The organism is Acidicapsa dinghuensis (assembly GCF_025685685.1).
Lineage (GTDB): Bacteria > Acidobacteriota > Terriglobia > Terriglobales > Acidobacteriaceae > Acidicapsa > Acidicapsa dinghuensis.
The window spans coordinates 80,974-93,463 of record NZ_JAGSYH010000002.1 but is presented as its reverse complement, the minus strand read 5'-3'; the positions used below and the strand labels follow the sequence as shown (position 1 = coordinate 93,463).

Genomic DNA, 12,490 nt, shown 5'->3' with positions numbered 1-12,490 from the left:
GATGGCTTTTCTGGTGAACGATCAACCGGAGTTCGTATGAAAAAACCAGCATCCGCTGTGTGTTCCGTTCTTGCTTTGACATCTATTTGCTTGCTGCCTCTCTTTTCGCAGCAGCAAACCACCCCAGCGACTTCTGCACCCGAATATGGAAGTAACGCTTCGAAAGGTGTTCCAGCAGAGGACACTCCTGCGCAGCGCGAAGAGTTGGGCAGGCTAAAGGCAAAAGCTGAAGAGATAAATGCCGCGGACCGTGCAGCGCATAATGAAGCCGTCACTCCCAGCTACAACTTTCATTACGGCAAAGCCAATCCATTTGTCCCAGGAAACATTACGGTTCAGGGAGAAGGATTTATCCAGCCAGGTGCATTTCCATCAGCTCAATACTGCGGGACATGCCATCAGGATGCGTACAGTCAATGGCGTCAGGCGCTGCATTCGAACTCTTTCCGAACTCCGTTCTATCGCACAAGCGTCAACCTGCTCATCCGGGATCAGACTCGCGGCATTGCATTCGCGCGGTTTTGCGACAGTTGCCACAATCCCATCGCAGTACTCAGCGGCGGACTCACAGAAGATTCGAAGGTTAATCGTTCTCAGATGGACTCAGACGGGCTCACCTGCATGACATGCCATTCGGTGGTCAGTCTGGACTCAACAAACGGAAACGCGAGCGTCGAGATGGGCATACCTTCCGTCATCGTTGATGAGAAGGGCAATCGTATCCCGGGCGAGGTTCCTTTTGCCGAAATCCTGCGTCACCCGGAACGTCACTCAAAGGCCGTAATGCATGATTTCCTGCATAAGCCTGAGTTTTGTGCCGCATGCCACAAGGCAAATCTGCCGGCAACCTTAAATGATTACAAGTTCATTCGTGCTTTTACGGCGTACGACGAGTGGCAGCAGTCGAAGTTCTCTCAGCGCAATCCGTTAACTTTTTATACGGGTGATTTCACCACCTGTCAGGGATGCCATATGAAGCGCAATCCGGTGACACTTACCGAGTATGGCGCAAAGAATGGAACCTTTGCATCGCACCGTTGGTTGGCAGGCAACACGGCAGTGCCGTTTTACTACGGCTTTGACGATCAGTTAAAAAAGACCATCGAATTCCTGCGCTCAGGAAACTATCTCAACGTCGATATCTTTGCCTTAAAAAAGCAAGGTGAAGACCAGCTCATTGCGCCGCTGGGGAGAGCTTCTTATACGCTCGCTCCCAACGATGCTATGGAAGCGTACGTAGTCATCCAAAACAAGAACATTGGCCACTCGCTAATACCCGAAGTGAGAGACCTCTACGAAGCATGGACAAAATTTACAGTAAAGGATGCGAGTGGTAATGAGATCTATCACAGTGGGTTCCTCAAGCCCGACGGGATGCTCGATCCTCGAGCGCATAGCTTTACAAATCGTCCAGTAACCGATGAAGGCGATTTCGTTGATAGCCACAAGGTGTGGACGATTCATTCGGTAGCTTATGACAACAGTGTTCAGGCAGGCCGCTCCGTGCTTGTGCGCTATCAGTTCCGTTTGCCTGCCGATATTCGCGGACCGGTCACGCTAACCGCCAAAGTGAACTATCGTCATCTGCGCCAGAGCTATCTCAACAATATCTTCGGGACTGATCACCCGGCATACCCTGTGGTCGAACTGTCCTCGCGCACAAGAGTGCTTCAAATCGGCGAGAATCGCCCGGAAGCTCCCGACCCAGCCGATAACCCGGATTGGATGCGGTGGAACAATCTCGGCATTGCGCTGCTTGACCAGTTCCAATATGCCGAGGCAGTGGAAGCATTCACTGAGGTTATTAAGCTTCGTAACGACTATGCCGATGCCTACACCAATGTTGCGTTGACAGAGATCGTATGGGAGAAGTACGATTCGGCGCGCATGGCCATTCGTAAAGCGCTCATGCTCAATCCAAACAGCGCCCGCGCTCTTTATTACGATGGCCTTCTACAGCGGCGCGCTGGAAATACAGAGCAGGAGATCGCAGATTTCAAGAAAGTAGTGGAGATGTTTCCGCAATCGCGTGATGCGCGCCGTGAGCTAGGCATTACCTATTATCAGCAGCAGGACGAACATGATGCCATGGAGCAATTTGAAGCGCTACAGCAAATTGATCCCGATGATCTGACCGCGCACTACAATCTGTCGATCCTCTACCGGCGCATGGGTATGACAAAACAAGCTGCGGATCAACAGGCTATGTTTATAGATAAGAAAGTTGACCCAGGCGCGCCAACGTATTCGCTGAACTATCTGCGATCGCATCCTGAGATCTCGACCGAAAGCATTCCCTGGCATATGCATTCGGATATATTGAACGAAGCGAAAGGTCTCGATCATGGCAATTGAGCGAGCTGAAAGATCACGCTTCTTGCTGAGAATTGCAACGGCAGTGCCTGGCATCTTGCTTTTGGGGCTTTCAGCCGATGCCTTTGCAGCAAATACCTGTCCGTGGATGAATGAAGCAAGTGCGTCAGGGCTGCTCGGTGGAAATGCCAAAGGCGCATACATTGCTACTTCTCAGAGCCCAACCGCGAGCTGCACTTTTACCCAGCAAGCCGCAGATGGAACACGCACGCTCAGGATTGTGGTGACGAGGTTTGAAGACGATCCGCATGCCGGCTTTACAAAAAGAAAGATGGCCTGCCAATCGGAACCGACGCCCCTGAAGGCGATAGGGAACGAAACAGTTGTGTGCGCATTGAATGATGATTCATCCAGTGAAGGTATTCGTGCCATAGGGCGCGTTCGCGATCAGGTTTTCGAAATCATGATCATAACGAGTTTGGCTGATGACCCGATTCTTACTGAGAGTGCGCTGAAAAGTCAGATCAAAGCTGCTGCAGAACAGGTGTCGGGAAATCTCTTCTAAGCGGATCTTATGACCAGTGACTAAGGTCGCGACTACAAGGCATCAGTGATACGTGGCTACATTGCAGGCAGAAACTCTACAGTAGTGGTTGTAGCCTGGTGGGCCGACCAAGCTGGTACGGCTGGAGACAATTCTTTCCCCGAAGGCGGCGCCATTCTATGCTGCCAGAGCGCCACCGACGCTTGTGATGCCACGCTCACCTCATTCATCCTGTTTCTGTTCCGGCGCGTTATCCAGGCAAACCGGAGTGCATCCAAGTTGTAGAGGTAATCGTATGGCTACGACTCAGAAAGCAACCCCACAAAAGTCCGTACCCGGCAAATCAGGCAAAGACGGTATAACCGCAAACTTCCGTATCAAAGGCGAACCGAAACCCAACCCAGGACCGGGGAAATTCAAGCCGCACTAATTCCTTGCTCTGATCGCTTCAACGACATCAAAATGCTGCAGAGCGTCCGTGTGTCTCAGATGCGAAAAGATCCTGAACGACGGAACGATTCCACACCGTAGACTGGTCCGGGAGCGCTACAGACCGCCCGCAATCGAGGGAATAATCGTGAGCGTATCGTTCGCCGATACTTCCGTCTCTTCCTTCTGCGGCAGGTATCGCACGTCCTCATCGTTGAAATACAGATTCACAAACGAGCGAACCTTCCCCTGCTCCGTAAACAGGTGTTTCCGCAGTTCGGGATTCGATTGGGTCAGCTCATCCAGCGCCGCGGCAATCGTCGGTGCTTGCAGTTCAACCGCGTCTTTTCCGCCAGCATAGGGCCGCAGCGGGGTTGGAATAAAAATCTTCATTGTTATCCTTTCTGTTCTGTAAATCCGAATGAGCGCTCAAGCAGTACTCATTGCAAAGGGATGTTTCAATCCCGAACTTCGATGGAAATGTTCTGAAACTGCTTCTCCTCTTCACTCGCGCCCGACAGCAGGAAGCAGTTCGTGACATCGGCTTTGCCCTTGGCAACCGTCGTAATGACGTAGACGCAGCCCAGCCAGTGCGCTTCCTCGAAATCCGTCTTGGACCACTGCGCCGGATGATCCGGGTGCGAATGATAAAAACCAGCGATCTCCAATCCGTGCTGACGCGCGTCTCTTTCGATGCGTACCAGTTCAAGCGGCGAGATACTGTAACGATTGTGCGCCGAATCCGTGCGGGTATTACCTGCGCGCACCACCTTCGTTACATGCCACCCGCCTGATCCCGGCGTACCCAGCAGCGCTCCGCAGCACTCATGCGGATAAGTTTCTTCCCCATGCGCGCGAAGCTCGTCGTAGAGCCCGCGGCTCAACAGCAACACGCTCATTCTTCCTCCCAGAAGCGCTCGCTCAGATACTTGTCCGCGGAATCCGGCAATACCGTCACGATCGTCGCCCGCCGCCCAGCCGCAGCTTCTGCACGAGCCACGCGCAGGCTTGCAACTACCGCAGCCGCAGCCGATATGCCGATCAGCAATCCTTCTTCGCGGCCAAGCCGCTTCGCCATCGCATATGCCGATTCCGTCTCCACCTCTTCGGTCCAGTCCGCAAGCTGTCGATCGTAGATCGCAGGTACAAGTGCCGTCGCCATATGCTTCAACCCTTCCAGCCCATGAAAAGGCGAATCGGGCTGCATGCTGACCGCTTTCAGAGAAGGATTCAACTCCCTCAGCCGTCGCACCGTGCCAGTAAACGTTCCACTCGTGCCCAGACCCGCAACAAAATGTGTAATGGTGCCTTCCGTCTGTCGCCAGATCTCCGGTCCTGTGGTCCGATAGTGCGCCCGCCAGTTGGCGTCGTTCGAGTACTGATCCATGTAGCAGAAGCGATCCGGATCTTCGGCAGCCAGAGCCTGCGCGCGCCGTATCGCTCCATCCGACCCGAGGTCTGGATCGGTCCACTCAATGCCAGCGCCATAAGCGCGAAGAATATGCTTGCGCTCCGGCGACACATTCGACGGCATGGCAAGCAGCACAGGAAAACCAAGTGCCGCACCGAGCATCGCGTAAGCAATGCCGGTATTGCCGCTCGTCGCATCCAGCAGCGTCTTACCCGGCGCGAGCCTGCCGCTCTTCTGCGCATCCAGGACCATGCTCGCTGCGGCCCGGTCCTTAACGCTCCCGCCCGGATTCACCCACTCCGCTTTCGCCAGCAGGTTTACGCCATCCAAATCACGAACAAGCCCATCCAGCCGGATCAATGGCGTGTTGCCAATCCGTTCCAGAAGCGATGAACCAATCTGTTCCGCACTCTCTACAGGTGTCATAGCAATCCATATCAATAGCGGCTGACCCGCCAAAATAGCTGGTCAGCCGCTGTCTGTTACTTCGGTTGTGCTGCGGTGCGCAGATAAGGCTTGACCGTCTTATATCCCGGAAAGATCTTGTCTGCCTCTTCGTTTGAAACCGCGCCGCCAATGATGATGTCGTCTCCCTGCTTCCAGTTAGCCGGCGTAGACACGCGATGCTTGGCCGTAAGCTGAATCGAGTCGAGAACCCGGACAATCTCATCGAAATTGCGCCCGGTCGACATCGGATAAGCAATCGTCAGCTTAATCCGCTTATCAGGACCAATGACAAATACCGTGCGCACAGGTGCATTCTGCGCGGGCGTACGCCCCTCGCTACTATCGCCCGCATCGGCCTGAAGCATGTCATACAGCTTTGCTACCTTGAGCTCAGTGTCACCGATAATCGGGTAATTCACGGCATGGCCGCTCACATCCTCGATATCTTTGGACCAGCTCGAGTGACTCTCAACGGGATCAACGCTTAGCCCAATCACCTTGGCGCCGCGCGCGGCGAATTGCTTTTCTAATGCGGCAACGGCTCCCAGCTCCGTCGTGCATACAGGCGTGAAATCCTTCGGGTGTGAAAACAACACTGCCCAGTTGTCGCCGATCCATTCGTGAAAATGAATTGGTCCCTGCGTGGTCTGGGCCGTAAAATCCGGCGCGATATCGTTGATGCGAAGCGACATTTGAATTCTCCTGAGTGCAATTCAGCCTTAAAGTGAAAACCCACCCGGCCATCTGGCAGCGGGTGGGTTCGAGAACCTCTTCGTATCTCTCTGAAATCTTGAATCAGGTCACAGAGATACACACCCGCGCGGCTCCGCAACAACAGGGGCACTTGCATTCGCGGGATATATTCAGACCAGTCATATCAAATCAAAAGGAGCGAAGTCGCTCCGAAACACATATATAGGCTAAAGCAGTGATCCTCCATGTGTAAACCTGGATGCGCCGGTCTTTGCCCGTGACCCCAATTATTTCCAAAGTCCAACGATCAGCCCTCCGGCAATAATGAGGCTTCCACCGACAAATACCGGAGCAGTAGGGAGCGTTCGAAAGAACAGATAATTTGCGATCTGGAAGACTACAAATAGAGTCGCTATATAAATGCCGGTGACCTGAGCAAACTCCACAGGAGCCATATTGAGCGAGGTCCCATAAAGAGTCAGCGCCAATGCTCCGCACAGGAAAAAACCAAGCCGGGCGGACACATTATTTTCATGCAGGGCAATCCGCACAACCGCATCTCCTGTTGCTTCGAGTACCGTCGCCAGGAGCACGAACAAAAAGACCTTCATACACTCATGCTCTCAGGGCGGCAGACTCGAATCAACAGATTTTGACTCTTGTCGGAACGCCCAGGTCCGTAGTCGAGCCTGGGCATCCACAAATTACACAGACTGCTGCAGTACCCGGTTCAATCGCTGAACAAACGCCGCCGGATCCTGCAACTGCGTTCCCTCCAGCAACAGCGCCTGGTCAAACAGCAGCCAGGCCGCATCTTCCGTCACCTTGTCATCCGCATGGTTCAGCAGCTTCTGCACAATCGCGTGCTCCGGGTTGATCTCCAGCGTAGGCTTCAGCTCCGGAAGATTTTGCTGCCCCATCGCCTTCATCATCTGCCGCATCCGCGCCGAGGGCTCATCCTCATCCGTCACAATGCACGACGGACTATCTGCCAGCCGCGCCGATGCCCGTACATCCTTCACCCGGTCGCCAAGAATCGCCTTGATCTTCTCCAGCAGCGGCTTCACCTCTTCCGTCTTATCCGCCTGCGCCTCGTCCTTGAAGTCGTCGCTCGTCGCAGTGCGATTCACAGACTTCAATTCGATGTCGTCGTACTTTTCAATACCTGAGAAGACAATCTCATCGATCTCGTCATCGAGCACCAGCACTTCGATGCCCTTCTTCCTGTAAATCTCCAGCAGCGGCGAGGTGCGCAGCAGAGCCTCTGTTCCGCCCGTGATGTAGTAGATCGCCTTCTGCCCATCCTGCATTCGCGACTTCACATCAGCCAGGCTCGTCAGCCCATCCGCCTTTGTCGTCTTTACGCGGATCAGTTCCAGCAGCGTCTCGCGGTTCGCAAAGTCGCTGTACAAACCCTCCTTCAACAGCCGGTTGTACTCAGCGATGAACGTCGCGTACTTCTCCTTGTCGTTCTCCGCAATGTTTTTCAGTTCCGAAAGAATCTTCTTCACGCTCGCCGTGCGAATGTTCGAAAGCACCCGATTCTGCTGCAGAATCTCGCGGCTCACATTCAGCGGCAGGTCTTCGCTGTCGATGATGCCGCGCACAAAACGCAGATACTCCGGCAGCAGATCCTTCGAGTCATCCATGATGAAGACCCGCTTCACATACAGTTTCACGCCGCTCTTGTAATCCGCGCGATAGAGATCCAGTGGTGCCTTGGCCGGAACATAAAACAGCGTCGTGTACTCCAGCGACCCCTCAGCCTTGGTATGAAACCAGAACAGCGGTTCTTCCCATCCACCAGCCAGCGACTTGAACAGTTCCTTGTAATCCTCATCCTTCAGTTCAGACTTGGACCGGCGCCACATCGCGCTTGCCACGTTCACCTGCTCCGTCACCCGTGTCTTCGTGGATTTCTTTTCTTCCTCATTCCACTCGCTCTTGTCATAGGTCAAAAAGATCGGAAACGCGATGTGGTTCGAGTACTTCTTCACAATCTCCTGCAGCCGCCAACTATTGGCATACTGCGCACCCTCATCGTTAAAGTGCAGCAGCACCGTCGTCCCGGCAACTGCCCTCTCGGCTGGCTCGATCTCAAAACCGCTCTTTCCGTCCGAAATCCAACGCCAAGCCTTTTCCTCACCGGCCTTGCGTGACGTCACCTCAACCTTGTCCGCCACCATAAAGGCGCTGTAGAACCCCACGCCAAACTGGCCAATCAGGTTCGAATCCCTCCGCGCATCGCCCGAAAGCTGCGTCAGAAAGTTCTTCGTTCCTGACCGGGCAATCGTACCCAGATGAGAAATCAGATCTTCTTCATTCATGCCAATGCCCGTATCCGAGATCGACAGTGTCTTCTTTTCTTCGTCCAGATCCAGGTCAATCCGCGGCTCAAAAGGCAGCGACTTATAGGCATCGTCGGTCAGCGTCAGATGTCGCAGCTTATCCAGCGCGTCCGAAGCGTTCGAAACCAGTTCGCGGAGAAAAATCTCCGGGTGTGAGTAAAGCGAATGGACAATCAACTGTAGGAGTTGGCTTACTTCTGTCTGAAATTCACGTTTAGACATAACTTCCTTATTATCCAAAAACTCCCGCTTACGCTCCAGCCCCGCCAAATCACTCGAATGGTATGAAATTTCCATTTCGCGCCGTTTCCACGTTGGAATTCGCCTCGCGCCAAGCTTCCGAAAACCACTTTGGAGTATCATTCGTCTATCAGAGTACGGTTTTCCGGCTGGAATCCCGAATTTGGGGTGTAAATGCATCGTTTGTTTCAACGTTCGGTCTTTGTGCTGTCTCTCGGGCTGCTTGTAGCCCTCATTGCCGGCGAGTTTGGCCTCCACGCCGTCCGCGCCGATTCCAACGATGACGGCGCGTACAAACAGATGAACGTCTATCAGCAGGTGCTCAAGCACATTCAGGCTGAATACGTCACCGCGCCCAACATGAACGATGTAACCACCGGCGCATTGCATGGCCTGCTTGAGTCCCTCGATGCCGACTCCAGCTACATGACCCCGGCCGAGTACAAAATCTATAAGGACCATCCCGTCGGCGCCGACGCCCAGGTAGGCCTGACCGTCTCCAAGCGTTTCGGATACGCCGTTATTGTCAGCGTTCTGCCCGGCTCTCCGGCGGAAAAAGAGCAGCTAACCGACGGTGATGCCATCGAATCCATCGACGGCCAGTCCACACGCGAGCTCTCTCTGGCGATGATTCGCGCCATGCTTGAGGGCAAACCCGGTTCGGAAGTGGTCCTTTCCGTCATCCGTCCCCGCAAACCAGATCCGGACAAGCTCACTCTAGCCCGCACAGTTCCCTCAATTCCGGCTCTCGCCGAAGATCAATTCGAGAACGGCAGCATCGTTTACCTCAAGCCCATCGTCCTCACCCAGGCTCGCGTGGACCAGATCGCCGCCCAGCTCAAGACCGCAGGCAAAGATAACAAGAAGATTCTTTTGGACTTGCGCGACGTCAGCCAGGGCGACGAAGCCCAGGGTGAGCGCCTCGCCAACTTCTTCCTCAAGCAGGGAACCATTGCTACCCTGAGCGGCCAGAAGTTCCCCACTCAGACCTTCACCGCCGACCCATCGAAATTCATTACCGCCGCTCCCATGGCCGTTCTCGTTAACCGTGGCACCTCCGGCGCCGCCGAGCTCGCCGCCGCGGCACTCGAAGACAACAAGCGCGCCGATGTGGTCGGTGAGCGCACCTTCGGCGAAGGTTCCGTTCAGAAAACTTTGGAACTGCCCGACGGCGCAGCCGTAATCCTCACCGTCGCCACCTACTCCAGCCCCAGCGGCAAAAAGTTCCTCGATGACGCCGTCACCCCCAACGTTCCCGCAGGCCTTACCCCTGAGCAGCAGGCCGAAGAAGAAGAAACCGGCGCAGAGCCCAAGGGTGATCCCGCTCTTGATAAGGCGCTCTCCATCCTCAAGGCAAAGACAGCGTAAGCAGGACTTAGAGCTGACGAAACAACGGGCGGAGGAGCAATCCGGCCGCCCGTTAGCATTTTGAACAGCTTTAGACACCGGATACGCCCAATAACCCGCCCCAGCAATCACACTCCCGATCATGGTAGGCTCGGGCTTGAGGCATTGTTTTGGCTTCCACCTCCCCTCCGCAGCGTCCAGCCAGCCCAGCAGAACGCAACTCCGCGCACGGCGGCTTTCGCCCTCCTCAAAAGCGAACCGCTGCTCCAGCCGCCAATCGTCGCCAGCGCAAGCTCGCCGGCCGCGTCGCCTTTGGAATCCTCTTCTTCCTCGCCGCCGTCACAGGCTCCCTCGCCGGCCTCATGCTCGTGTACTCCGCTGATCTGCCCCAGATCCATGACCTTGAGCGCTACCGTCCCTCTACCACCACCGATCTCTACGATCGCAAGGGACGTCCCTTCGGCTCGTTCGCCCTCGAGCGCCGCATCATCGTCAATTACGACGATTTTGCCCCCGTCCTTCGCCAGGCCGTTATCTCCATTGAAGACAAGAACTTCGAATCCCACTGGGGCATCAATGTCTTCCGCGTCATGGGGGCCGCCTGGCATGACATCGCTTCCCACGGACGCGCCCAGGGTGCCTCCACCCTCACCATGCAGCTCGCCCGCAACCTCTTCCTCTCTGCCGAGCGCACCACCGCCCGCAAGCTCCAGGAGGCCTACCTCGCCATCCAGATCGAGCGCTCCTTCACCAAGGAGCAGATCTTCACCCTCTACGGCAACCAGATCTACCTCGGCCACGGCAACTACGGGTTCGAGGCCGCCTCCGAGTTCTACTTTTCCAAGCACGCCAGCCAGCTCAACCTGACCGAAGCGGCCCTCCTGGCTGGCCTTCCCAAAGGCCCCGTCGCCTACTCGCCGCTCATCAATCCTGAAAAAGCCCTCCGCCGCCGCAACCTCGTTCTAACCGAGATGGAGAACGACAAAGCCATCACCCATCAGCAGGCCGAGATCGCCCGCGACGCCCCGCTCGGCCTCCACATCGCCCAACCTCAGATGTCCGTCGCTCCTTGGTACATCGAAGAAGTCCGACGCGAGCTCGAAAAGCAGTTCGGTGCAGAAGAGGTCCACGAAGACGGCCTCCGCGTCGAAACCACCCTCGACGTCGATCTCCAGCAGACCGCCAACCACGCCGTCCTCGACGGTGTAGCCGCGGACGAGCGGCGTCGCGGCTGGAAAGGCGCACGCTACAACGTCATCACCCAGGGCGGCGACATGGACGAGTACAAGCACCCCGACTGGGCCATGAAATCCGGCCCCGGCGACTACGTCCACGCCCTCGTCACCTCCGTCCTGCCCCTTGAGATCCGTGCCCGCGTCGGCTCCATGCCCATCGTCATGATCCCCGAGGATTGGAAATGGACCGGCCAGGCTCACGGCGACGATCTCGTCAAGCCCGGCGACATCATCTACGTCCACCTCGACCTCGGCATGGAAGGCACAGCCCATAAAGCCACCCTCGAGCAGGACTCGGGCGTTGAAGGCTCGCTCATGGCCATTGACAACACTTCCGGCGACATCCTCGCCATGGTCGGCGGCCGCGACTACTCCACTTCGCAGTTCAACCGCGCCACCCAGGCCGAGCGCCAGACCGGCTCCAGCTTCAAGCCCTACGTCTACACCACCGCTATCGAAGAAGGTGTCAAGCCCACCGACATTATCATCGACGCCCCCGTCAGTTTCGGCTCCTACACTCCCCATAACTACGAGGGCGACTACAAAGGCGCCATGACCATCCAGAACGCCTTTGCCGAATCACGCAACATCCCCGCCCTCAAGCTCGCCGCCCGCGTCGGCATCCATAAGGTCATCGACACCGCCCACCGCTTCGGCGTCACCAGCAATATCCCCGCCTACCTGCCCGTTGCCCTCGGAGCCGTCGAAATCACCCTCGAACAGCAGGTCGCCTCCTACTCCGTCTTTCCCAACGACGGCATCCGCGTCACCCCGCGCCTCATCCGCAAGGTCGAAAACGCCGACGGCATCACCCTCTGGGAACAAACCCCCGAAGTCAAGGAAGTCACCACCCAGCAAACCGCCCGCACCATGATGGGCATGCTCAAGGAAGTCACCCGCTCCGGCACCGGCGCCGCCGCGGCCCAGTTGAAACATGCCCTCGGCGGCAAAACCGGCACCACCAGCGACTTCACCGACGCCTGGTTCCTCGGCTTCTCGCCGTCCGTCACCTGCGGCGTCTGGGTCGGCTACGACAGCCGCCAATCCCTCGGCGACAAGGAACAAGGCGCCCGGGTCGCTCTCCCCATCTGGATCGACTTCATGCGCGAAGCCATCAAAGGCAAAGACGGCGAAACCTTCCCCGGCGACAGCGCAACAGCAGAGACCGCCAAAGCAGAAGCGGCAAAGTCGGCGGTCATCGAAACCAAGACAACCGCGACAAAAGCTTCTCCCGGAATCACGGGCGCAGCAACCGCTGCCAGACCCGTGTCTCAATCCAGCAGACCAGTACAGCAAAATCCAGCGCCAAAACCGGCTCCGCCCGTGATCAGGCCAAATGCAATAGCACCACAATCACAGGTCCGGCCTGCTATGCCGTCCATTCATCCAGCCCTGCCAAACAGCACATCCTCCCCGCCACCAAGACCAGTAGTAAAACCAGCCCTTCCGCAATGAACAGTTGAATCGGAACACTTCCCAAAGT

10 protein-coding genes are annotated in these 12,490 nt (G+C 56.2%); 4 read left to right on the top strand and 6 right to left on the bottom strand.

Annotation, left to right across the window (positions count from 1 at the left end):
* Positions 1–36 precede the first annotated feature (36 nt).
* Together OHL22_RS03950 and OHL22_RS03945 are read left to right on the top strand one after the other, a co-directional pair.
* A complete protein-coding gene (locus tag OHL22_RS03950) occupies positions 37–2,355 on the top strand; it encodes a tetratricopeptide repeat protein (RefSeq protein ID WP_263333483.1) in 2,319 nt (772 codons plus the stop codon).
* A complete protein-coding gene (locus OHL22_RS03945; protein WP_263333481.1) occupies positions 2,345–2,878 on the top strand; it encodes a hypothetical protein in 534 nt (177 codons plus the stop codon). The genes OHL22_RS03950 and OHL22_RS03945 overlap by 11 nt, the downstream gene beginning before the upstream one ends.
* A 525-nt stretch (positions 2,879–3,403) precedes the next feature.
* On the opposite strand, the gene OHL22_RS03940 is transcribed toward OHL22_RS03945, so the two are convergent.
* The 6 genes from OHL22_RS03940 to htpG form a co-directional block, all read right to left on the bottom strand.
* On the bottom strand, positions 3,404–3,679 hold the full coding sequence (locus tag OHL22_RS03940) for a MoaD/ThiS family protein (protein WP_263333479.1): 276 nt from the start codon (positions 3,677–3,679) through the stop codon (positions 3,404–3,406).
* A gap of 65 nt (positions 3,680–3,744) precedes the next feature.
* On the bottom strand, positions 3,745–4,185 hold the full coding sequence (locus OHL22_RS03935) for a M67 family metallopeptidase (RefSeq protein WP_317890885.1): 441 nt from the start codon (positions 4,183–4,185) through the stop codon (positions 3,745–3,747).
* A complete protein-coding gene (locus tag OHL22_RS03930; protein WP_263333477.1) occupies positions 4,182–5,123 on the bottom strand; it encodes a PLP-dependent cysteine synthase family protein in 942 nt (313 codons plus the stop codon). Before OHL22_RS03930 ends, OHL22_RS03935 begins: the two co-directional genes overlap by 4 nt.
* Before the next feature lie 56 nt (positions 5,124–5,179).
* Positions 5,180–5,836 (bottom strand): peroxiredoxin, encoded by a 657-nt coding sequence (locus tag OHL22_RS03925; RefSeq protein WP_263333475.1) that lies wholly within the window; start codon positions 5,834–5,836, stop codon positions 5,180–5,182.
* 288 nt (positions 5,837–6,124) lie between these two features.
* Complete coding sequence (locus tag OHL22_RS03920; RefSeq protein ID WP_263333473.1) at positions 6,125–6,448, bottom strand: hypothetical protein; 324 nt, start codon at positions 6,446–6,448, stop codon at positions 6,125–6,127.
* Positions 6,449–6,541: 93 nt separating this feature from the next.
* Positions 6,542–8,407, bottom strand: a complete 1,866-nt coding sequence (gene htpG / locus OHL22_RS03915) for a molecular chaperone HtpG (RefSeq protein WP_263333471.1) — start codon at positions 8,405–8,407, stop codon at positions 6,542–6,544.
* A 192-nt stretch (positions 8,408–8,599) separates the two neighbouring features.
* On the opposite strand from htpG, the gene OHL22_RS03910 reads away from it, so the two are divergent.
* Both OHL22_RS03910 and OHL22_RS03905 read left to right on the top strand, forming a co-directional pair.
* Positions 8,600–9,793, top strand: coding sequence for a S41 family peptidase (locus OHL22_RS03910; protein ID WP_263333469.1), 1,194 nt, complete (start codon positions 8,600–8,602; stop codon positions 9,791–9,793).
* Positions 9,794–9,942: 149 nt separating this feature from the next.
* Positions 9,943–12,462, top strand: a complete 2,520-nt coding sequence (locus OHL22_RS03905) for a penicillin-binding protein 1A (protein WP_263333467.1) — start codon at positions 9,943–9,945, stop codon at positions 12,460–12,462.
* Positions 12,463–12,490: the final 28 nt, after the last annotated feature.